This window comes from Streptomyces sp. 378 (genome assembly GCF_030124145.1).
Taxonomy (GTDB): domain Bacteria; phylum Actinomycetota; class Actinomycetes; order Streptomycetales; family Streptomycetaceae; genus Streptomyces.
This window is the reverse complement of sequence record NZ_JASKMS010000043.1, coordinates 13,366-34,866: the sequence shown is the minus strand read 5'-3', so window position 1 is coordinate 34,866 and position 21,501 is coordinate 13,366. Positions and strand designations below refer to the sequence as shown.

Below are 21,501 nucleotides of genomic sequence, written 5' to 3'. Positions count from 1 at the left end.
ACAGGCGCGGCGAGTCATGGTGCGTCGGGCACAACTCCGGTGCGCCGCACGACTATTGCTACCCAGTGAGAAAATGGTCAAGGCGTCCGGAACGTCATTACCTACAAAGTGTGAAGATGATCCTCTCCCTTCTCTTCCGGCAGGAAGTCCGATTAGCTTGGGCATTCCGCAGACACGACGGGGACGGGTGAGAGATTGCCTTCCAGTGGACAGATTCCTGCGCGCGTCAAGGGCGCATTACCGACTGCGCCGGGAACGGCCGATCGAATTCCCTTCTTCTCTCAGGCCGCGACTTTCGAACGCCTGTGGCCGTCCATCGAAAAGGCGTTGGACGACGTTTTCCACAACGGTAAGTTCTCCCACGGAAAACAGGTCGGGCAGCTCGAGGCGGCGCTCGCGGACTACACCGGCGCCCGGCATGTGATCGGAGTCAACAGCGGCACCGACGCGCTGGTGTTGCTGCTGCGCGCCTGCGGAGTGCGTCCCGGTGACGGTGTCCTGGTGCCGGCGTACTCGTTCTTCGCCACCGCTTCGGCCGTCGTACTGGCAGGCGGGACACCGCAGTTCGTCGACATCGATCCGGAGACGTACGCCATGGACCCCGCGGCCCTGGAGGCGGCCGTCACTCCGCGGAGCCGGTTCGTGATGCCGGTGCATCTGTTCCACACGATGGCCGACATGGCGGCCGTCACCGCAGTGGCCCGGCAGCACGGCCTGACAGTCGTCGAGGACAGCGCCGAAGCGATCGGCATGCGTCGGCGCGGAGTGCACGCGGGCCTGCACGGGGTCGGCGGCGTTCTGTCCTTCTTCCCCTCCAAGACGCTCGGCGCGCTCGGCGACGCGGGAGCCGTGCTCACCGACGACCCGGAGGCGGCGGCCACCGTCGCGGCGCTGCGCCACCACGGCAGGACGGGCGGCACGCTGAACAACTTCCCGGCCATCTCCACCGAGAGCGCCCTGCCGGGCGCGAACAGCAAGATGGACGACATGCAGGCGGCCGTCCTGCTCGCCAAGCTGTCTCTCCTGGAGGAGCACATCGCGCGCCGGACCGAGCTGGCGGACGCGTACACCGCCCGTCTGCGGGACGCGTCGGGGATCGTCCGCCTGCCGCGGACCACCGCGGGGAAACCGGACGACCGCGACGTGTACTACGTCTACCTGATCGAGACCGAGCACCGGGACGCCCTCGTCGACCACCTCGACCGGCACGGCATCGGCACCGAGGTCTACTACCCGGTGCCGCTGCCCCACCAGCCCGCCCTCGCGCACCTGGGCCACCGGCAGGGCGAGTTCCCCCACGCCGAGTCGGCGGCCCGGCACGCCGTCGCCCTGCCCTTCCACCCCGATCTGGGATCAGGCGACCTGGACCGCGTCTGTGACACCATCCGCTCCTTCCTCGCCGGAACGAGGACGACCGCATGACCGCATCGCTCCCTCCCGCCGTCCCGTTCTTCCCTCCCGCCCTCTTCGAAGCCGACCGCTCCGCACTGATCGGGCTGGTCCGCGAGGTGGGTCTCGACCCGGAGCAGCGGTTCATCCTGGGCAGGCGCACCGCCGCCTTCGAGGACCTCATGCGCGAGGATCTGGGGGCCGCCGACGTGGTCGCCTGCTCCAGCGGCACGTCTGCGCTCTCGCTGGTGCTGCGGGCCATGGACGTCGGTCCCGGTGACGAGGTGGTCGTGCCGGCGTTCGGCTGCGCGCCCCTGGCCGCCTCGGTGGTCGATGTCGGGGCCACACCGGTCTTCGCCGACATCCGGCCGGACACCATGACCATGGACCCGGACGAGGCGGAGCGGCTCGTCACCGAGCGGACCAAGGCGGTGATGCCGGCCCACATGTTCTCCGTCATGGCCGACATGCCACGCTTCGCCGAACTGGCCCGGCGGCACGGACTGCGCCTGCTGGAGGACTCGGCGGTCGCCCAGGGCGGCGTACTGCGGGGCGTCCCGGCCGGACTGTGGGGCGACGCGGGGCTCTACTCCTTCGTGCAGGTCAAGACCTGCGGCATGCCCGGCGAGGGCGGCGTGGTCGTCACCCGGGACCCGGCACTGGGCGAGAAAGTGCGGATGCTGCGCAACCACGGCCAGTACGCCGGTCGCCGGTTCGTCCACCACGCCGTCGGACTCAACAGCCGCTTCGACGAGATCCAGGCCGCCTTCCAGACGTACCGCTACCCCGGTTTCCCGGCGCGGCTGGCGCGGCGGGCGGAGATCGCCGCGTACTACACCGAACGCTTCGCGCCCCTGGCCGACCGTGGTGTGGCACCGCCGCCGCCCGGCCCGGACGGCCGGTGCTTCTACGTGTACACGGTCCTCGCCGAGGACCGGGAGGCTCTCGGCGCCCACCTGGCCGAGTGGGGGGTGGCCACGCACGTCTACTATCCGCACCCCCTGCCCGCCCACCGTGCCTTCGCCCCCTACGCGCCACCCGGTGCCCGCTGGCCGCGCGCCGAACAGGCCGCCCGCCGCCATCTCGCCCTGCCGGTGCACCACCTGCTGACCGACGCACAGGTCGAGCACGTCGCCGACCTCGTGTGCGCCTTCGCCAACGAGCGCGGCTGACGCGCGGCCGCCCGCCTCGGACACCGTCGACCCGCGACCGCCCGCCTCGCCCATCCCGCTGCCCGGGCGAGCGGCACCTCCCTTCGGACGCAGACACCCCCCAAGAGGTCATCCATGACGGACAGCATCGCGGCCGGCCGTCCCGCCGCGACCGCCCACGGCCACAGTCGGCTGCGCACGTACGCGCGGCTCGGCAAGCTGGACGTGTACGACTACTACCTCGGCATCTTCCTCGCCCTGACCGCCGCGCTGTTCCCGGCCGGCGCCTTCACCGCCCGGCAGGCACTGGTGCTGGCGGTGTTCCTGGCCGGCGAAGTCGCGATCCTCATGGCGATGGTCGCCCTGGACGACGTCACCGGCTTCCGGGACGGCAGCGACCTCGCCAACTACGGCCCCGACAACCCGCTGCGCAGCAAGGCACGCAAACCCCTGGTCGCCGGGGCGCTGACGGTGCCCCAGGCGCTGCGCTTCGCCTGGGCCTGCGCGGCGGCCGGGGCGGTGCTCTGGGCGGGCGCCGCCGCGCTCGCGCCGCACCACCCGCTGTGGGCGCTGGTGACGGCGGGCGCGCTGTTCGCGGTGTCGCTGCAGTACTCGTACGGGTTGAAGATCAGTTACCACGGTTTCCAGGAGGTGTTCCTGGTCGCCCTCGGCGCCGTGCTGGTGATCGTTCCGTACGGCCTGGTGACGGGGGGCTTCTCCGGTTTCCTGATGGTGCAGGCGGTGCTGTTCGGGTTCGGGCCGCTGATGTTCGGCGTCTACTCCAACACCAACGACGTGGCCGGCGACCGGGCCGTGGGCCGTCCGACCGTGGCCGCCCTGGTCTCGGAGCGGGGCAACGCCGTCTTCATCGGAGCCCTGTCGGTTGCCGAGTTCCTCATCGGCGCGGTCGCCTCGGCCACCGGGGTGGCCCCCTGGTGGTTCGTGCTGCTGATGCTGCCGGCGACCGTGCTGCGGGCCCGTCAGTACCTGACCGGGTTCGTCCGCGGCGACATCATGACCGCCCGCCGGACGGGCTTTGCGGTGCACCGGCTCAGTGTGGTGCTGATGACCGTGGCCAACGTAGTCGTCGGAACGGGAGCCGCCCGATGAAGCCCGAACTCGACGTCGCCGTCGTCGGCGCGGGCATCGCCGGTCTGACCGCCGCCCACGAACTGCGCCGCGCCGGGCTGGCCGTCCGGGTGTACGAGCAACTGCCGGATGTCGGCGGCCGGATGCGCAGTATCCGCCAGGGGGGCTGGACGGTGGACACGGGCGCCGAGCAGGTCCCCTCTCGTGGATACCGCGCGACCTGGGAGCTGCTGCGCCGGCTGCGCGTCACTCCCGCGGACGTGCCCCGGGTCGGCGGCGCGATGGCCGTCTGGCGCGGCGGACGCGCCCACCTGGGCGTCGGCGAGAGCACGGCCGTGGTCACCGGAGCGGGCCTGTCCCCCCGGGCGCGGCTCGACCTGGCCGCCTTCTCCGCCTGGACCGGCCGCCGCCGCGCCGGATTCGACGGCGACCGTCCCGAGCACAGTCCGCTGGGCGCCGCCACCGTGCGGGAGGTGTCCGCCCGCTACCACCGCGATCTGCACGACTACCTCTTCCAGCCGGTCGCCGGCTGCTTCTTCGGCTGGGACACCGCCCGGTCGACGGCCGCCCCCATGGTCAGCCTGCTGCTGGAGGCCGGTTCCACCGCCGCCTGGCGCACCTACCGCGACGGCATGGACTTCCTGGCCCGCCGCCTGGCCACCGGCACCGAGGTCGTCGCCCACCGGGCCGTACGTGAGGTCACCGACGCGGGCGGGCACGCCGTACTGCGGTTCGACGACGGACAGGTCACCGCGCGGGCCGCCGTGCTCGCCGTACCGGCACCCGTCGCGGCTGCCCTCCGCCCGGACGCCCCCGCCGACGAGCTGCCGTTCCTCACCTCCTGCACCTTCACACCCATGATGAAGGTCAGCTGCCTGCTGGACCGCCCCCTCGCCCCAGCCGCCCGGCGGCCGGTGCACATCCTGCTCACCCCGGCCGCCGAGGAGGACGTGCTCTCCGGCGTCGTCGTCGACCACGCCAAGCACCCCGGCCGGGCCCCCGCAGGCCGGGGCCTGGTCACCCTCGTGGCCGGTCCGCACCGGGTCCCCGAGCTGTTGGAAGGCCCTCCCGACGAGGCCGCCGACCTCCTCGTCCGCGCGGCGGAACGCTACGTCCCGGGCATCGGCGACGCCTGCCGCCACCGTCTCGTGCACGCCTTCCGCCACGGCCTGCCGGAAGCCACACCCCAGGCCCTTCGGGAACGCGCAGGCTTCCTCTCCCGGCCGGTGCGCGCCGTGGAGTACGCCGGCGACTGGCTCATGCTGCGACCCGCCTCCGAGGGGGCCGTCCGGGCGGGCGCGCTGGCCGCGTCCCGCGTCCTGAGCAGGCTCGGACGGAACACTCCGGCCGGCCCCGACCGAGCGGAGGAGATCCGTGCGACCGCATGACATGGGAACCCTGTTCGACGAGGCAGCGGCGGCCGGCGCCCGGACCGTGGTCCACCTGGACCGGCCCTTCGACATCGCCCCGCGGGCCGGCACCCGGTGGACCGTCGCCGAACTCGCCGGCCTGATCCGCGCCACCGCCGCCCGCCTCGCCGACGCCGGGGTCCGGCCCGGGGACCGCGTGGCGATCGTGAAGGACAACCACTGGGACTACGACCTGCTCGCCTGCGCCGCAGTCCGCATCGGCGCCGTACCGGCGCTGCTGTCCGCCCGCCTCGACACCGCGTACCTCGTCACCCTGCTGGAGCGGCTGCGGCCCGCCGCGCTGATCACCACCGCTGCGGTGCTGGCCCGTTGCCGGGACGCCGCCGCCGGCGAACCGGCCCCGATCGTCGTCACCGTCGACTCCGCCGCGCCCGGCACGGCCCACCTGGCCGCGCTGGACGCGTCCCGCCCCGGCGTACCGGTGCGGCGCCACGACGACGAACCACTGGTCATCCATCACACCTCGGGGACGACCGGCGTGCCCAAGCTGGTGGTCCACTCCACGCGGACACTCGTGCACAAGCTGGCCCGCTTCGAAGCGGTGCGCCACCCGGGCATCGGCATCCGCCCGAACGACGTCCTGGCCAACGCCAGCGCGTACGGACACGGACGCACCTTCTGCTGGACGGCCGTCGTCGTGTCGCTCGCGCCCGCCGAAATCCTGATCCTCACCGGAAACGACCCGGAGACCGCCGACCCGCTCCTGCGGGCCCACCCGCCCACCGTGGTCGAGGCCCTGCCCGCCTCCTACATCCGGCTGCGGCCACTCACCACCCGGCTGGACAACCCCTTCCGGCACGTCCGCCTCTACATCAGCACCTACGACGCAGTGCACCCGCCGGCCCTGCGCGCGTACCTGACCGCCAGCCACCGCGCCCGCCCGCTGTGGATGCAGGGCTGGGGCCAGACCGAGACCGGACCGCTGACCTTCCGCTTCCACACGCGGCATTCCGCGCTCGCCCCGGACGCGGAGACCACGGCGCGCCGGCTCGGCCGTCCCGTGCCGGGCCGGACCCGGCTGCGCGCGGTGGATCCGGACACGCTGCGCCCGGTGCCGCGCGGCCGTCCCGGCCTGCTTTTCGTCCGCACCTCGGCCCTCGCTTTGGGATACGTCGGCGAACAGGACCGCTGGGACGCCAAACGCGTCGGCGACTGGTGGTCCACGGGCGACATGGGCGTGCACCACCGCGACGGCAGTGTCAGCATCCTGGACCGCGCCGTCGACACCCTGCCCGGTATGAGCTGCCTGCGGACCGAGGACGTACTGGAGCAGCGACTGACGCAGGCCCTGGAATGCGTGATCCTCGGCGCCCCGGACGGCGATCCGCTGCCCGTCGTGGTCACCGCCGACGGCCGACTGGACCCGGATGCCTGGAAGCAGGCCACGCATGGACTGCCCGCGCTGCGCGACCCGATCGTCCTCACCTGGGACGAGGTGCCCCGTACCGGGACCGGCAAGGTCCGCCGCGCGGCCCTGGCCCGGCAGCTCACCGGCGCCACACCTGCCGGCACCGGCCGGTGGACGTGACCGGGGCGCCGTTCGACGCGGCCGGCCGGTCCGGGCCGTTCGACGGTGCCGGCCTGCCGGGGCCGCTGTCCGGCGGCGGCTGTCCGCGCCGCTCCGATGACAGGTCTCGCCGGAGCGGCCGGCTCCCGCCCCGGTCGGCGTTCGCCCACCGGGCGCATACCGACGGTGTCGAACCCGCCGGTGTCGGCCGCATGGCCCCGTCCGGGCCGCACCTGACGACGCCGGGCCCGACCGGGCAGCGTTCTCACGAGAGGAGCCACACCGTGTCCCAGCCCGCTCCCGTCCGGGAGGGCACCCACGCGGTCTTCAGAAACGGCACCGCGCACAGCCGCGACCAGCACTCCTGCCTGGCTGCCGCCTACGATCCGGTGACCCTGCCCCGCCTGGCGGCCACCGGTGTCGGCCCGGGCTGGCACTGCCTGGAGGTCGGCGCCGGCGGCGGCAGCATCGCACGCTGGCTGGCGGGCCGGGTGGCACCGGGCGGCTCGGTGCTCGCCACCGACCTCGACCCGCGCGACCTGGCACCCGGCCCGCGCCTGGAGGTCGCCGCCCTCGACGTGGCCCGCGACCCGCTTCCGGAGGCGGCCTACGACCTGGTGGTGGCCCGCCTGGTCCTGCAGCACCTACCCACCCGCGACGCCGTCCTGCACAAGCTGGTGCGCTCTCTCAAACCCGGCGGCCTGCTGCAGATCGACGAGCTCGACGCCTCCTACGAGCCACCGCTGCTGACCCCGGACGCGGAGGCGGAGGCGCTCTATGTCCGGTTTTTGCGGGCCAAGACTGGCGCGCTGCGCGCCGCGGGCGGCGATCCGCACTGGGGACGCAAGGTGCCGGCGGCACTGCGGGCGGCGGGGCTGACCGCCATCGACGTCCACCTCCACATCGGCGTACGGCACGCCCAGGACCCCGGCCTCGGACTTCAGTTGAACCACACCCGCAACCTCCGGGACCGGCTGACGGAACAGGGCATGACCCAGGAGGACCTGGACCGCGTGGGACGGCTGATGCAGGACCCGTCCTTCCGCGCCGCATCCAGCGTCCTGTACTCGGTGCAGGGCCGCCGGCCTGGCCGGGGGCGATCGTGACGCCACACCTGCGCGCCGCGGCCCGGCCGGACGTCGCTGCCGCGATCGCCGGCCGTCTGCTGCGGCACGCCGCGCGGGACCTGCCGGAGACGAGCGGCCCAGGCCGGGATACGCCGCGGTACACCGTCGACTGGGCGGGGCCGGTCGGTGCGGACCTGCCGGACGAGCGCGCCGTACAGGCCGCCTGCGGTCTCATGCAGGTCCACGGCCGGGCGACGGGCGGGCCGCTCCCGCTGGCCGTCGACTACGCCTCGGGGGTGGCGGGGGTGCTCGCCGCCCAGGGCGTCACCGCTCTGCGCGTCGCGCGGGCCCGCGGCCTGGACCTGCGCGAGGTGCGGACCTCTGTGGCGCAGGGGGCGCTGCTGGCGGTCGGCCAGTACCTCGCCGCCGCGACGGCCCGCGACCACTCCGCTTCTCCCGAGCCGGATGCGCCACACCCGCCGACGGCCGGACCGGACGCGCTGCCGACGGGCGGTCTGGCGACCCTGGAGACGTCCGACGACGCCCGAGTAGAGGTCGAGACCCTCGACCCCCTGGCGTGGCGGGAGTTCTGGGCCCGGCTCGGCGTGGCCCCCGCGCTCGCCGGCCGCGGCTGGCTGCCCTTCCAGCAGCGGTTCGCCACCGCCGTCTGCCCACTGCCCGACGAACTGCGCCAGGCCGCCCGCCGCCGCACGCTGGCGGAGCTGCGGGCCGCCACGCACCATACCGGCGTCAGCCTCCTCACCGTCGGCTCCGACCCGGCCCCCGCGGTCCGCCCGGCCGCCTGGTGCCTCACTCCGGGACCGGCACCTTTCCCCAGGGCCCGGGGGCACCAAGACACCGCCGTGCCCGGCCCACGCCCGGCCGTCCCGCTCTCCGGTGCCGTCCTGCCGCTGACGGGCCTGCGGGTGGTGGAGTCCACCCGCAGGGTGCAGGGCCCGCTCGCCGGGCACGTCCTGCGGATGCTGGGTGCCGCGGTGGTCCGGATCGAACCGCCCGGCGGCGACCCGATGCGCTGGCTCCCTCCGCTGGCGGGGGACTGCTCGGCCCGGTTCTCGGCTCTCAACGCGGGCAAGCCGGTGGTCGAGGCCGACCTCACCACCGCGCCGGGCCGGGACATGGTTCGCGCGCTGGCCGCCGCGGCCGACGTCTTCCTGCACAACTGGGCCCCCGGAAAGGCCGCGCGGCTCGGCCTGGACGCGTCCGACCTGCTGCCCGACCACCCCGCCCTGGTGTACGCCTGGGCATCCGGCTTCGGGGACGCCTTCGGCGACCGGCCGCCGCCCCTGGGCACCGACTACCTCGCCCAGGTGCACAGCGGCCTCGCCGCGGCGGTACGGCCGGCGGACCAGCCCCCGGCCCCCTCCTTGATGACCCTCACCGACGTGCTCGGTGGGCTGGTGTGCGCCCAGGGGGTGCTGGCCGCGTTGGCCGCTCGGGAGGCGACGGGCCGGGGCAGCCGTGTCGACTCCTCCCTGGTCTCGGCGGCCGCTCTCGTCCCCCGTTCCGCGCACAGGGTCCGCTGGACGGCGCTGGACCGGCCGCTGCGCACAGCGGACGGCGATCTGTACCTCGGTCCCGAGGCCCGGGCGTGCCCCGAGGCGGTGCTCCGCGTGGTGGACGGCGTCGGCCCCATGGCCGCCGAGGACCTCGCGGCCCGCTTCGCCCGCCGCACCACGGAGGAGTGGACGGTTCGACTGGCCGAGGCCGGTCTGACCGCGACCCCCGTACTCACCGACCTGGCGGCTCTGGCCCGCGATCCGGCCTTCCGGGCGGCCGTCGCACCCCCTGATCCGTCCACCGGCCACGCACGCCCGTACGCTCCCTGGGAGTTCGCATGACAGCTGCCCCCGCGACCCGGCACCGTATTGCCCCGTCCGCGAGCCGGGGCGGGCAGCCGGTGTGGACCTCACGCGCCGGAGTGCGCTTCCCGGATCTGGTGCCCCGCGCCCGACGACGTGCCTGGGTGACGGCGGGCCTGTGCCCGGACACCGACCTCTACGCACTGTTCACCGGCCGGGTCCGCGAACATCCGGACCGCCAGGCGCTGGTGGACGACGCCGGAGTGCTGTCCTACGCGGCGCTGGACGCCGAAGTCCGCCGGATCGCCGCCCTGTTCGCCCAGGAGGACCTGGGAGACAGGGACGTGGTGGCGCTCCTGCTGCCCAACGGACGCGACGCCGTGGCCGCGGAACTCGCCGTCTACGCGATCGGCTCGGTGGCCCTCCCGATCCCCCCGGGCGGCGACGACCGGGACGTCCGGGCGCTGCTCGCCCGCTCGCGGGCCCGCGGCGCCGTCCTCACATCGGCCTGTCGGGCACAGGCCGTCGCGGATCTTCCGCACCTGCGCACCGTGTTCGCCCCCGGCCCGGGTGACGGACGGACGCACGGGCTGCACTCCTTGCCGACTCCGGCCCGGCCCTGGCGGCCGCGGCGGGCCGACCCGTACGGGCCCGCCCGCATCCTGGTGTCGTCCGGTTCGGAAGCCGAGCCGAAGATGGTGGCGTACAGCCATCACGCCCTTGCCGGTGGCCGTACCCGGTACGTCGGGAGCCTGCACCCCGACACCACGGTGCCGCCACGCCACCTGGTCCTCGTCCCGCTGGCCTCCTCTTTCGGTTCCCTGGGCACACCGGTCACCCTCGCCGCCCTCGGCGGCACCCTCATCGTGCAGTCGGCCTTCGACCCGGCCGGAGCGCTGCGGACGGTCGCCGAACATCGTCCCACCCACCTCTTCGCGGTGCCCACCATGCTCCGGCGCATCGCCGACCTCCCGGCGCGGCCGGACGAGGACACATCGTCGTTGCGTGCCGTCGTCTCCAGCGGCGCCCCTCTGCCGGCGGCCACCGCCCAGGCATGCCGTGAACGGTTCGGCCGCCCGGTGGTGACCGTGTACGGCTCGTCGGACGGCGTGAACTGCCACACGGCCGGAGAACGCCACCCGCCGGGCGACAGCGTCGGCACTCCGGACCCCGCGGTGGCCCGCATCCGGATCACCGGACCCGACGGCGCGCCGCTCCCCACCGGGCGGACCGGTCAGATCGAGGCCCTGGGTCCCATGACGCCGCTGTGCTACGTCAACGCGCCTGAACTGGACACCCGTTACCGCACCTCCGACGGCTGGGTGCGCTCGGGCGACCTCGGTCGGCTGGACGAGCGCGGAAGGCTGCACGTCCTGGGCCGGCTCAAACGCATCGCCGTGCGCGGCGGTCTCAACATCAGTCTCGCCGAGGTCGAACACGAACTGGGCACCCATCCAGCGGTGGCCGAGGCGGTCTGCGTCCCGGTGCCCGATCCGGACCTCGGGGAACGACTGTGCGCCTGCATCCGCCCGGTCCCGGGCACACCCGTTCTCACGCTGTCCGACCTCACGACCCACTTGGAGGGCCGTGGCCTGGCCCGCCGGAAACACCCCGAACGTCTCCTGGTGGTGGACGAGATGCCCCTCGGCCACAGCGGGAAGGTCTGCTACCGCACCCTGATGTCCCGAGCGACCGCGCGCTCAGCTCGGGAAGGACCGCAGGGCGCTCGCGAGGCTGAGGAGAGCAGCCGGGGCAGATCCCTCAGATTGCCACCTGTGGAGCCGGCGTAAGGGAGGCTTCCCGGGGATGGGAGACCCCGGCAGCGCAGACACCGTCGTCGTGGGGGGACTTCTCGGCAGGTGGGATGCACACCACCGTCAAGGAGGCCAGATACCGCGCGAGCACCAGCGCGTACACGGCGAGGTGCTGGGGTCGGCGGCTTTCCGCGAGCACCACCGCGTGCGTGGCTCCACATGGCCGGCACCGTGCTCGTCACGGCCATGGCTCGAGCCGGATGCCTCGGCCAGCCACAGGTCGTGGTCCGCAGCGATGCGGTTGCGTGACTGGGGGTGAACAGCTCGTTTCACCCGGTGTATGTAGGCATGTAGAACTGCAGCGAAGGTGGTGGCTGTGACGGGGCGCGTGTTGGTGGGCCGGCCGTTGGCGGCGGGCGGGCTGACGGACGAGTACGACGCGGCGGTGGTCGGCTCCGGGGCCGGCGGGCTGACCACCGCGGTATGCCTGGCGCGCCAGGGCCGGCGGGTGGCGGTGTTCGAGCAGCACTACACCGCGGGCGGCTACACCCACGCTTACCGGCGGCGCGGCTGGGAGTGGGACGTCGGAATCCACTACGTGGGACAGCTGACGGAGCGAGAGCCGGTCCGTGTCCTCTCGGATTATCTGACCGGTGGCACTCTGCAATGGGCCCCGCTGGGGGACCCGTACGACGAGTACCGCCTGGCGGGGGAGGTGTACCGGGCGCCGGTCGGCTTCTCGGCCTATCGGTCCGGTCTGATCGCGCGCTTCCCGGCCGAACGAGCGGGCATCGAGGCGCTGTTCGGGCTGATCGGGCGGTGCCGGGCGGTCCTGCCCGCGCTCGCACTGGGACGGCTGACAGGCCCGGTGGTGCGGCGGCTGGCCCGGGTCCTGCGGGCGACGGCCGTGCCGCCCCAGGCGCTGCGGCCGGCCCGGGACGTGGTGGAAGGGCTGGTTCGCGACGAGAGGCTGCGGCAGGCTGTGCTCACCCCGAGCGCGCTGCTGCTGGCCGACTCCACGGCGAGGCTGCCGTTCTTCCTCCTCGCGGTGCTGTTCGAGCACTTCCGGACCGGCGCCTGGTACCCGGTGGGTGGCAGTGCCGCGATCGCACGCGCGATGCTCGAACCGATCCGCGCCGCCGGCGGCGAGGTCTTCGTGCGGGCGCCGGTGGCCCGGATCGAGCTGGACGGGTCGCGCGCGACGGGCGTGGTGCTGGCGAACGGCACCCGCGTGCGGGCTCCGGTGGTGGTGAGCGCGGCAGGCGCCCAGAACACGTACCGCACCCTGCTGCCACGCCAACCCGACCGCAGCGCAGACCGGTTGGATGGCATGCGGCGCGGATTCCCGTTCGTGGTGCTCTTCCTCGGACTGGACGGTGACCCCGCGGAACTCGGGCTGCCGCGGCACAACCTGATGGTGACCGACGAGGACTGCGACGCCCTCTTCGACGGCACGGGCGGGCGGACCAGCGGCTATTTCTTCTCGTTCTCCTGCGCCAAGGACCCGACCTGGACCGCACGGCACCCCGGACGGTCGACCGGAGAGATCCTGACCTACGTACGGCCAGAGCTGTTCGAGCCATTCCACGGCTCACGATGGCGACACCGGGACCCCGCCTATCTGGCCCTGAAAGCCGAGCTCACCGCACAGCTCCTTGACCAACTCCACCGCCAGCTGCCCCGCACCACAGGCCGGGTGGCCTACCACGAGCTCGGCACCCCGCTGACGGCCGAGCACTTCGCCGGCTGGCCCGGCGGCAGCTTGTACGGGCTGGCCAAGGACGTGGCCGGCTTCGGCGACGGCCACCGCCCCGGCCTGGCGGACTGGCTGCGCCCACGAACCGAGGTCAAGGGCCTGTACCTCTCGGGCCAGGACTGCCTGGCCGGCGGCTTCCTCGGCGCGGTCACCAGCGGCCTGCTGGCCGCCCACGAGGCCCTGGACCGGGCCGGTCGGGCCCGCCTGTGGGCAGGGTTGTTGCGTGCGTCGTTGGGGCCGCGCGGCACGGAGGCCAGAAAGTGGCTGGCTTTGCGTTCGTAGCGGCGGTGCAGGCGCCAGCACTTCGCGGTCACCGTGCCGACTCCGGCCTCCACCTTGCGGACGGGTCGGCGCCTCCGGCACCACCCGCTGGAATGACTCCCACAGCTCATCCGGCACCAGCCGCTCGACGATCCCCACACCGACAGGTTGTCGAACACGCCAAATGAGATGACCTGTTAGCCCGCGCGACGGCGACGACGCAGGGGGCGATGAGGAGGCCGTGGCCCAGGCCACCCGCATTACCCTGAGTCTGCTGGCCCAGCGCATCGAGCAGCTCACCGGGCAGACGATGAGCTGAATCAGCGCCTGACCCGGCTCGTCGAACGCCACGCCCCGCAACTGCTCATACCGGTGGGCATCGGCCCGGACAGCGCCGTCACACTCCTGATCACCATGGGAGACAACCCCGAGCGGCTGAGCACCGAGGCGTCCTTCGCCGCTCTGTGCGGAGTCAGTCCCATCGAGTACTCCTCGGGCCGCCGGACCTCGCGTCGTCTCAACCATGGCGGCGACCGCCAGGCCGACGCTGCCCTGCACCGCATCGTGTTCACCCGCCTGCGCCACGACCCGCGCACCCAGGCGTACTACGAGCGCCGCACCCAGGGGGGCAAGACCCGACGTGAGATCATCCGATGCCTCAAGCGATATGCCGCCCGAGAGGTCTTCAACCTGGTCAGGACGGTATCCAGCGTCCCCCCGTTATAGGGGCGGCTTCGCCGTGAGGTCGAACGCGCTGGCGCACAAGACGCGTTCGGCTCCTCGCTCAGTCAGGTTCCTGCGTTGCTTGTGGGGACGACGGATTTGCGATCGCATCCGCTGTCGACATTGCAGCCGTGAGACGACGGAACCCCGCGGGGAGGCAGGGCGGGGCTGGCGCCCGAAAGGTCTCGTGTCAGGGACCATTGAAGCTCCGCCGTGGCTGCGACCACCGACCGACCCGGAGTTTCAGTGCCCCGTCACCGTGGTGAGGGAGTCGTGCTCATGCGCGCAGCTCTCGCAGGAGCCGTAGGTGTCCCAGGCAGGGAAGGGATCGGAAGCGGGCAGAGCTACGCCTTCCTGCATGAGGCAGCCGTTCAGGTCGGCCCGCAGCAGTTCCGCGTCCATCTGGGTGCCGATGAAGACGAGTTCCTGCGCATAAGGGCTGGCGGTGTCACGAGCAGAGGAAGGGTCGAAGCGAGCCACCGAACCGGCCTGCGCCACAGTCCCGGCACATCCAGGGCCGGCTGGCGAGGGTGAAGAAGCCCTTGGACCTGAGGACCTGCCCGTAGGCGCCGCTGCCCGATGTCTCCGTCACCAACGTCCAAACCGTCCGGGGTGGAAGGACCTTCCGGAGCAGAGGACGGTCGAGGAGATGGCGTACTGAACGAAGTTTCGAAGGAGGGTGTGAACACCGTGTCGCCGGGCACAAGGGCTATCGCACCGAGGTCCTGGCCTTCGGAGCTGGTCGGGATCTACCCACTAAGGGACGAACTCAGGCCCCTGGTGAAGCTCATACGCACACGCGCATGAGCCGGAATTGACGATTGGGTTTAAAATGATCATTCTCGGGCTTATTCTGCTGATCATCGGCCTGCTTGTCGGCATGGGTCTGCTGACGACGATCGGTGGCATCCTCATTCTGGTTGGCGCCATCCTGTGGATCCTGGGTGCGACCGGTCGCGCGGTCGGTGGACGCAAGCACTTCTTCTAAAGTCAGGGCGCCTCACCAACTCTCTGCGACGAGTGACGTGTCCATGACTTCCTCGTCGGAAAGACCGTGAGGAGCTTCTGGACCACTCGAGGCCGGGCGAGGTGAGAGCCCGTCCAGAGAGACAGTTGGGAACCCCGTGGGCGGGGCCAGGCGCCGACCCCGCCCTGTCTCGTTGGCGATGGGTTTGCCCTGAGCCGGGCCCTGCCCGCCGGTCGTCGAGCGCAGAGCCTGGCTGCGGGGTGAGGCGGATGCTGCCGCTTCGGTCAGGAAGTGACGGGCGTGCTGCATCGGTACCCAGAGTGCCCGCCCGATCAAGCTGAACCCCGTGCAGGAGCGCCTGGGGCGCAGGGTGGAACGGGCTCCGGACCACGGTGCGCTCGGGCCCGTCCAGGAGGAGCGCGTTGTGCACGACGCCGATGCCGCTCTGCACGTCGTCGGGGGTGTGCCCCGGGAAAGCATCCCAGGAGGCGGTTGTGGTTGCGGTGAGACGGCCGACGCCGATCCAGGCGTTCAACGCAATGGTGCCGTAGCAGAGTTCGGAGACAGCTTCGTCCAGCGCGGGGCTGAGCACGGCCATCGTGCTCGGATGCGCGATGAGGTTCACGCCGAGGGTGCCGGCGAACTCCTCGTTCGTGGTGCGGACCGCCTCGGCGAGGAACTGGCGCGGGTCACCGGGGAGTTTCAGCACGGCGAGGACGGGGGCGAAGTGCTCCGTGGTCAGAGCTGGTCCGGGTTCCGCCGGGGCGAGACCTGTGATCAGCACGCGGCCTGCTCCGAGCCGTTCGGCGTCGTCGCCGTACGTGTCGAGGGCGTGGGCGCCCCGGTCGTCGCTGCCGGGGTAGTGCGGGGGGCGAGCGGGTGCGTCGGCCAGCGCGGCTCGCAGGTGGGCCAGGAAGCGGTCCTTCCGCGCCCAATCGGCACTGACGACGACCGCCCGGCTCGCTACGCAGTTGTAGCCGTTGCTGTGCAGCTTCTGGGTGGCGATGTGCTCGGCCTGTTAGCGCAGGTCCGCCTCGGACCAGCCGCCCGGCAGCACGATCGTGGGGGAGACCCCGCCCAGTTCGCTGGTGGCCGGCTTGTCGAGCAGCGGACTGTCGCCGGGCAGCCGCTTGTAGACGACGGCCGCGCGCACCCACGCCTCGGCCGCTTCGGCGGTGGCTGCCTGCATCTGCTCGAGCAGCTTCCGTCGCTTCGCCAGGTCGCAGGCGGCCCAGGCGGCCTCGCCGCGGACCAGGCCGTCGACGGCCTGGTCGATCGCCCGCACCCCCGCGTTATAGGGGCGTCTGTGACGAGAAGGCCCGCGGGGTGCGGCCCGGCGGGGCTTTTGAGTAGGTGGGTTTCAGTGTCCGTCGTGGGCACCGTTGCACTCGGGTTCTCCTCTCTCGAGCACCCGAAGCAAGGACGCGGCGACGACACGACTCCTATGGCCGATGCACACCATGTGATACGGGAACTCTTCGCGACCAACCGGGACCCATCCTTCGCTCCCGCAAAGCCCAACGCCTATGGGGGCGTCTGCGACACTGCCTGTTGCTCCGGGGCTGCGCGGACCGCGTGCACGCGACCGCCCAGGCGCCGTTGGACCCGGCGAGGCTGTGGCCGACCGTGGTCCGCGGCGTAGCCTGGCCCAGGCCGGTGCGGTGTGCTGGGCGCACGGAGGTCCCGCGCGCGGGCTGTTCATGGTCGGGTGAGCCTGCCAACATCTGTAAGTCCGGTGTACGCCGCCCCGTCTTCGTTTTCTGCCGCATGCTGAGCCCGCGCCGCCGACATCGACGGCTAGAACTGATCGCACCCGAGCTGTACCTGGAGAACCTGCTCATGCCCTACGTCATCGACTCGGTCCGTGAGCGCGGTGTTCTGCCCTACCCGATCCGGGCCGACTTCCCCGTCTCCTGGGCGTCCCACCTGGACATCGCCGACGCCGCCGTCGCCCTGTTCGAGCGCCTGGACGTCACCGGTGTGGTCTCTGTCGGACAGTACCCGGCGATCACGGGGCCGGATCTGGCCGAGGCGTTCGGCGCCAGGCTGGGCCGGGACGTTCTCTTCGAGCCGATCACCCCTGAGGAGTTCCGTACCTCGGTCGCGCCTCTGATCGGGGAGGACGCGGCTGCCGATATCGCGGGGGCCTACCAGGCGATGAGTGCCATGCCGGACCGCTCGATCGCGCCGGAGACCTCCGCCCAGAAGCTGCTGGACGTCACCCCTCGGGCCACGAGCCAGTGGCTGGCCGACGTCGGGTTGTGATCCCGGGCCACCTGCACGCGGTGGGTGAGACCCCGCCCTCCGGGCCAGGCACCGTGACGCGCCTGGCGCATGCGCCGTCCCGCCTTCGCTAGCGTCCAGGTGAGGCCATCTACGTGACCGCACCCGTCAAACCGACAGTGGAAGGAAGCCGCCTCACCCCCAGGGCTGCTGAGTGCGCCATGGGACGCCTTCAGAATGCCGGGTTTGGCGGGCGAGGGTCATGCCATGGACGAGCTGGAGCAAGGCGTCGTGCATGCGTCGACCGTCAGGCGACGAACACGGCTGTCGGCACACGGAGTGGAGGTGGTGACCTGTCCGATGGTGCGGGCCCGTGTTGCCGAGAGGCGTCCCCAGATCGCCATCGATTCAGAGCGGAACGATCGCCAGTCGGATGCCGAGCCCGATGAGTGCGGAACCCATGACCCCGTCGAACACCGCCGAGACTCCAGGGTTCGCGAGCCGGCGGCCCACCCGGGTCAGCAGATAACTCATCCCCGGATACCACGTCATGAGCACCGCGGTGTGAGCGGCGAGCAGGGTAGAGGCCGCCGGGACGACCGCATCGTCCGGTCCGATGAACTGGGGGAAGACGGTGGTGTAGAAGATTCCCACCTTGGGGTTGAGCAGGTCGCCGATCAGACCGCGGCGGAACCCGCCGAGCGCGGACAGCCCGGGGACGAGACCGTCGGGCGGCTGAACCGCTGGCCTGCGCCGGGCCGAGCGTAGGGCCTGCACGCCCAGCCAGATCAGGTATGCCGCGCCCGCGAGGCGGAGTGTGTCGTAGGCCACGCGCGAGGTCGCCAGCAGCGTGGCGAGCCCGAGGACGGAGCCTGCCGCCCAGAAGACCTTGCCGAGCGTCAAGCCGACCGTGGCGGCGACCGCGGCACGCTGACCGCCCTGTCGCGCGCAGCCGAGCACGACCGTGAGATTGGCGCCCGGAGTCGCCGCCAGGACCAGGCACAGCGCGACGAAGGAGCCCAGCTGGGCCCAGCTCAGCCCTGGCACGCCGGCTCACCGCCACCGGCTGCCCGTCCGACCGTCACCGTCACCGGCTCTTGAGGTGACGGTCCGCGGGGCGGCGCAGGGCCGTCCTTGAGGACATCCCCGGCCAGCAGCACACGGGGGCGGCCGCAGGCGCAGCGCTGGTAGCGCACCCAGCCCAGGGAGGTCGAGTGCTTCGACAAGGTGAGGAAGAGGCATGAAGTCACGCCGTGAGCGTGATGCAATGAGTAAATGCATTTCAACGCTTACGGCGGCAACGCGGCCCTGCTGGCGGCGACCCTGGCCAACCTGGACGACCGGTGCGACACCGCGACGGTCGAGACGCTGCTGGCCGAGCACCGGGTGGCGCGCCCCCGTCTGACCGGCGAGCAGCTCCAGCGGCTGCTGGCCTGGCGCCCGCGCCTGTGGGAGGCGTTCGCGGCCCCCACCACGCCCGAGCAGGTCCATGCCGTCAACCGCCTGCTGACCGATGCGGCGGCCCGCCCCTACGTGTCCACCCACGACGGCCAGCCGCCCCACCTGCACTACGCCGACGAGAACGCCGACGTCGTCACGCGCGTGCGGGCCGTTACCGCGGCCGGGCTCGCCTTGGTCCTCACCGAGACCGATCCCTGCCGTCTCGGGCGGTGCTCGGCACCAGGCTGCCGCGCCGTCTTCGTCGACGTCTCCCGCAACGGCCGCCGCACCTACTGCTCACGCCTGTGCGCCACCCGGGTCCACGTGTCCGCGCATCGCGACCGCAAGCAGCAGCGGTAGGGCCGTCCACCTCACCGTGCCGTGCCCGCCGGCGCTCAGAGAGTCGCGCGCAGGTGGCTGACCGTGACGAAATGGTAGCCGCGGGAGGTGAGGGTGCGCAGGATCTGCGGCACGGCGGCGACCGAGGTGGGGTGGATGTCGTGGATCAGGACGACGTCGTTGGGTTCGGCCTGGGAGATGACAGTCTGGGCGACCTTGGCGGGGTCGTGGGTCTTCCAGTCCAGGGTGTCCATGTCCCACAGGACGGGGGAGAGGCTGGTGGCCGCCCGGACCTTGCCGTCGATCGCGCCGTACGGCGGGCGGAACAGCGTGGGTTCCTTGCCCGTGGCGGCCTTGATCGCCGCGTTGGTGCGCTGCAGCTGGGAGCGGATCTGGGCGGGGGTGAGGTTGGTGAGCACCGGGTGGTTCCAGGAGTGGTTGGCGATCTCGTGGCCGGACTTCATCTCGGCGCGGACGATGTCCGGGTGGGTGGCGACGTTCTGGCCGACGACGAAGAAGGTGGCCCGCGCCTTGTACTGGGCGAGGTGCTTGAGCAGCGTTCCCGTCTCGGGGGCGGCGGGGCCGTCGTCGAAGGTCAGGGCGATGCACTTGGCCTTGGAGCAGTCCGTGGTGTCTTCCCCTGGGTCCGGCTGGGCGGCGACGGGCGGGGCGGGTGTGTGGGCGGCACCGAGGTCGAGCTTGTCGTCCGGGTCGGTGGTCTGCCGCTCGGCGCGGCTGCCGAAGTCGGACAGCCATGGGGTGACGGTCGCCCTGGGGAGGGTGACGGAGATGCGGCCGGCCGGGGGGAGGCCGACCGTGCCTCGGTCGAAGTCCACCTTGAGATCACCGTCGGTGGTGAAGGCCATGTCGTCCAGGTAGGCGTCGCGGCTCTCCTGGTCGTCGAGGGCCTCGACGGTGTCGGGGGTGACCCCCTCCCGTTTCTCCAGGCGCTTCTTCAGGGCCGAGACGAAGGCGTCCCAGGAGCCGTCCGCGATGAAGCCGGGGGAGGGCCGGTACTTCTTGGCGGCACCGTCGTACCAGTACGCCCTGGTGGCCAGGCCGTCCGCGTTCGACGTACGGTCGACCGTCCCCAGCCGGACGCCCAGTACGTCGCCGGAGGCCACGAGGAACGAGAAGCTGACGTTCAGCTCGGGGCCCTCCGGGCCGTCTGTCCCGGCCGAGCCGCCGCAGCTCGGCGGGCCGCCGATGTCCGTGCCGAGGAAGACCGCGAGGCGTCCCTCCACGTCCTTCTTCATCGCGGTCGTCATCCTGTCGGCGCCGGGGACGTCCGGGTAGCTCGTGGCCCAGGGGCATGAGGGGTCGGTGCTGCTGTCGTTGACGATGTTGACGCCCTTGAGCTTGGTCAGATCGACTTGGCTGCCGGTGTCGTTCCCTCGGGTCCGGGACGGGCCGTCCGGGGACGGCGCGGAGTCCGCCGGTGTCGAGCCGGTGGAGCAGGCGGCCGTCAGGGCGAGCGAGCCGAGCAGGAGGAGGACAGGGGCGAGGGTGCGTCTGGGCATGCAGGAACCTGGGTGCGTGAGGAGCCGGGGCGCGGGTCGGAGTGTGCGGCACGCGAGCTGTCACTGCGCTGCGGCGTCCCGCTGCGATTCCTTGCAGGGCAAGGGCCTTCTTTTCGCCGGGTCAAGCTATGTTTTCGGTCGATCTTCCGCAATCCCCGTAGCCCTCCGCCGGCCCGAATGTGACCACTCTCTCTCCGGCCGCGCTCTGCGCATGTGGCGGCAGGCTCCACGACTTGGGGAAGCGAAAGGAGCTGCACGAGGACGGCTCGAGCGGGCGGGCTGGCACCAGGAGGCGCTGATCGCCGTCGAGGCCGAGGTCGGGCGCCCGCTGCCGTGGTCCCGGCGCGGCAGGTGCCGGGGCCACGAGCAGGAGGCCCGGGGTTGACCAGGGCCAGGGTGACGCGCGACTTCGACGCGTCGAGGCCCGCCGGCCGCTGGGGTCAGGCCCGTTGCCTCGCCACCCGCTGCTGAAGGGCCTTCTCCAGCAGGTTCAGCGCCTCCACCACCCGCTCGCGCTCCGCACCGAGGCTGTCGAGCAACTCGGCCTCCGTCGCCAGCTGCCGGGGGAACATCGTGTCGATCGCGTCGCATCCCGCCGGTGTGACGGTGACCAGTGCGGCGCGCCGGTCGGCAGGGCTCGGACGGCGTTCGACGAAGCCGCGCTTCTCCAGCTTGGCCAGCGTCTTGCTGACGGCCGCGCGGGAACATCCCAGGGTTTCGGCGAGCCGACGGGCGATCACCGGACTCTGGGCGTGCCGGAGTTGTACGAGGGCGTCGAGCTCCGGTGCGGTCAGCGGGGCGCCCTCGTACAACGGCTCCAGGGCGGTGGTCAGCATGGCCTCGATGCGCTTGATGGGGCCCACGATGTCCATGGGGGAGGTGTCGAGATCAGGGCGCGCGGCGGTCCACATCGCGCGGAAGTCGACGGGAGCCGAGGGGGAAGTCATTGTTTCCGCCAATTGTTAACCAGTATACAAATCATTTACTGTGTTGATCCATGGTAACCACCAGGAGTTCCGAATCGGTGTCCCAGGCCCCGACCCTCGCCGCGCCGCCCCGGCGGAC

General features: G+C 72.1%; 18 protein-coding genes and 1 pseudogene. 13 read left to right on the top strand and 6 right to left on the bottom strand.

Features of this window, described 5'->3' with window-relative positions; all coding sequences use genetic code 11:
- Nucleotides 1-327 precede the first annotated feature (327 nt).
- From QNO09_RS36350 to QNO09_RS36305, 10 genes are all read left to right on the top strand, one after another.
- The gene (locus tag QNO09_RS36350; protein ID WP_283974509.1) at nt 328-1,422 is read left to right on the top strand and encodes a DegT/DnrJ/EryC1/StrS family aminotransferase; all 1,095 of its coding nucleotides are present in this window, start codon (nt 328-330) and stop codon (nt 1,420-1,422) included.
- Nucleotides 1,419-2,561: a DegT/DnrJ/EryC1/StrS family aminotransferase gene (locus tag QNO09_RS36345; RefSeq protein WP_283974508.1), complete on the top strand. Its 1,143-nt coding sequence runs from the start codon at nt 1,419-1,421 to the stop codon at nt 2,559-2,561. Before QNO09_RS36350 ends, QNO09_RS36345 begins: the two co-directional genes overlap by 4 nt.
- A gap of 114 nt (nt 2,562-2,675) precedes the next feature.
- Nucleotides 2,676-3,650 carry a UbiA family prenyltransferase gene (locus tag QNO09_RS36340; RefSeq protein ID WP_283974507.1) on the top strand — a complete coding sequence of 325 codons (975 nt, stop codon included), beginning with the start codon at nt 2,676-2,678 and terminating at the stop codon, nt 3,648-3,650.
- Nucleotides 3,647-5,017 (top strand): FAD-dependent oxidoreductase, encoded by a 1,371-nt coding sequence (locus QNO09_RS36335; RefSeq protein WP_283974506.1) that lies wholly within the window; start codon nt 3,647-3,649, stop codon nt 5,015-5,017. Before QNO09_RS36340 ends, QNO09_RS36335 begins: the two co-directional genes overlap by 4 nt.
- Complete coding sequence (locus QNO09_RS36330) at nt 5,004-6,587, top strand: class I adenylate-forming enzyme family protein (RefSeq protein WP_283974505.1); 1,584 nt, start codon at nt 5,004-5,006, stop codon at nt 6,585-6,587. The genes QNO09_RS36335 and QNO09_RS36330 overlap by 14 nt, the downstream gene beginning before the upstream one ends.
- Before the next feature lie 263 nt (nt 6,588-6,850).
- Nucleotides 6,851-7,672 carry a class I SAM-dependent methyltransferase gene (locus QNO09_RS36325; RefSeq protein ID WP_283974504.1) on the top strand — a complete coding sequence of 274 codons (822 nt, stop codon included), beginning with the start codon at nt 6,851-6,853 and terminating at the stop codon, nt 7,670-7,672.
- Nucleotides 7,669-9,492 carry a CoA transferase gene (locus QNO09_RS36320; RefSeq protein WP_283974503.1) on the top strand — a complete coding sequence of 608 codons (1,824 nt, stop codon included), beginning with the start codon at nt 7,669-7,671 and terminating at the stop codon, nt 9,490-9,492. The genes QNO09_RS36325 and QNO09_RS36320 overlap by 4 nt, the downstream gene beginning before the upstream one ends.
- Entirely contained in the window at nt 9,489-11,243 is a 1,755-nt protein-coding gene (locus QNO09_RS36315; RefSeq protein WP_283974502.1) for a class I adenylate-forming enzyme family protein, read from the top strand. Before QNO09_RS36320 ends, QNO09_RS36315 begins: the two co-directional genes overlap by 4 nt.
- A gap of 340 nt (nt 11,244-11,583) precedes the next feature.
- A complete protein-coding gene (locus QNO09_RS36310) occupies nt 11,584-13,245 on the top strand; it encodes a phytoene desaturase family protein (protein WP_283974501.1) in 1,662 nt (553 codons plus the stop codon).
- Between the two features lie 393 nt (nt 13,246-13,638).
- Nucleotides 13,639-13,950, top strand: a complete 312-nt coding sequence (locus tag QNO09_RS36305) for a transposase (protein ID WP_283974500.1) — start codon at nt 13,639-13,641, stop codon at nt 13,948-13,950.
- Nucleotides 13,951-14,190: 240 nt separating this feature from the next.
- Here the strand turns inward: QNO09_RS36305 and QNO09_RS36300 are convergent.
- Nucleotides 14,191-14,607, bottom strand: a pseudogene (locus tag QNO09_RS36300) (CobW C-terminal domain-containing protein); the annotation flags it as partial.
- A gap of 172 nt (nt 14,608-14,779) precedes the next feature.
- On the opposite strand from QNO09_RS36300, the gene QNO09_RS36295 reads away from it, so the two are divergent.
- On the top strand, nt 14,780-14,935 hold the full coding sequence (locus tag QNO09_RS36295; RefSeq protein WP_010059700.1) for a hypothetical protein: 156 nt from the start codon (nt 14,780-14,782) through the stop codon (nt 14,933-14,935).
- A gap of 997 nt (nt 14,936-15,932) precedes the next feature.
- On the opposite strand, the gene QNO09_RS36290 is transcribed toward QNO09_RS36295, so the two are convergent.
- Nucleotides 15,933-16,199 carry a hypothetical protein gene (locus QNO09_RS36290; protein ID WP_283974499.1) on the bottom strand — a complete coding sequence of 89 codons (267 nt, stop codon included), beginning with the start codon at nt 16,197-16,199 and terminating at the stop codon, nt 15,933-15,935.
- 482 nt (nt 16,200-16,681) lie between these two features.
- On the opposite strand from QNO09_RS36290, the gene QNO09_RS36285 reads away from it, so the two are divergent.
- Complete coding sequence (locus QNO09_RS36285) at nt 16,682-17,179, top strand: Rossmann-fold NAD(P)-binding domain-containing protein (RefSeq protein ID WP_283974498.1); 498 nt, start codon at nt 16,682-16,684, stop codon at nt 17,177-17,179.
- Nucleotides 17,180-17,545: 366 nt separating this feature from the next.
- On the opposite strand, the gene QNO09_RS36280 is transcribed toward QNO09_RS36285, so the two are convergent.
- On the bottom strand, nt 17,546-18,184 hold the full coding sequence (locus QNO09_RS36280) for a LysE family translocator (protein ID WP_283974497.1): 639 nt from the start codon (nt 18,182-18,184) through the stop codon (nt 17,546-17,548).
- Nucleotides 18,172-18,387 (bottom strand): hypothetical protein, encoded by a 216-nt coding sequence (locus tag QNO09_RS36275; RefSeq protein ID WP_283974496.1) that lies wholly within the window; start codon nt 18,385-18,387, stop codon nt 18,172-18,174. The genes QNO09_RS36280 and QNO09_RS36275 overlap by 13 nt, the downstream gene beginning before the upstream one ends.
- Nucleotides 18,388-18,412: 25 nt before the next feature.
- Between QNO09_RS36275 and QNO09_RS36270 the strand changes: the two genes are divergently transcribed.
- The gene (locus tag QNO09_RS36270) at nt 18,413-18,937 is read left to right on the top strand and encodes a CGNR zinc finger domain-containing protein (protein WP_283974495.1); all 525 of its coding nucleotides are present in this window, start codon (nt 18,413-18,415) and stop codon (nt 18,935-18,937) included.
- Nucleotides 18,938-18,972: 35 nt separating this feature from the next.
- Here QNO09_RS36270 and QNO09_RS36265 read toward each other — a convergent pair whose 3' ends face one another.
- Together QNO09_RS36265 and QNO09_RS36260 are read right to left on the bottom strand one after the other, a co-directional pair.
- On the bottom strand, nt 18,973-20,436 hold the full coding sequence (locus QNO09_RS36265) for a polysaccharide deacetylase family protein (RefSeq protein ID WP_283974494.1): 1,464 nt from the start codon (nt 20,434-20,436) through the stop codon (nt 18,973-18,975).
- 440 nt (nt 20,437-20,876) lie between these two features.
- On the bottom strand, nt 20,877-21,383 hold the full coding sequence (locus QNO09_RS36260) for a MarR family winged helix-turn-helix transcriptional regulator (RefSeq protein ID WP_283974493.1): 507 nt from the start codon (nt 21,381-21,383) through the stop codon (nt 20,877-20,879).
- Between the last annotated feature and the right edge of the window lie 118 nt (nt 21,384-21,501).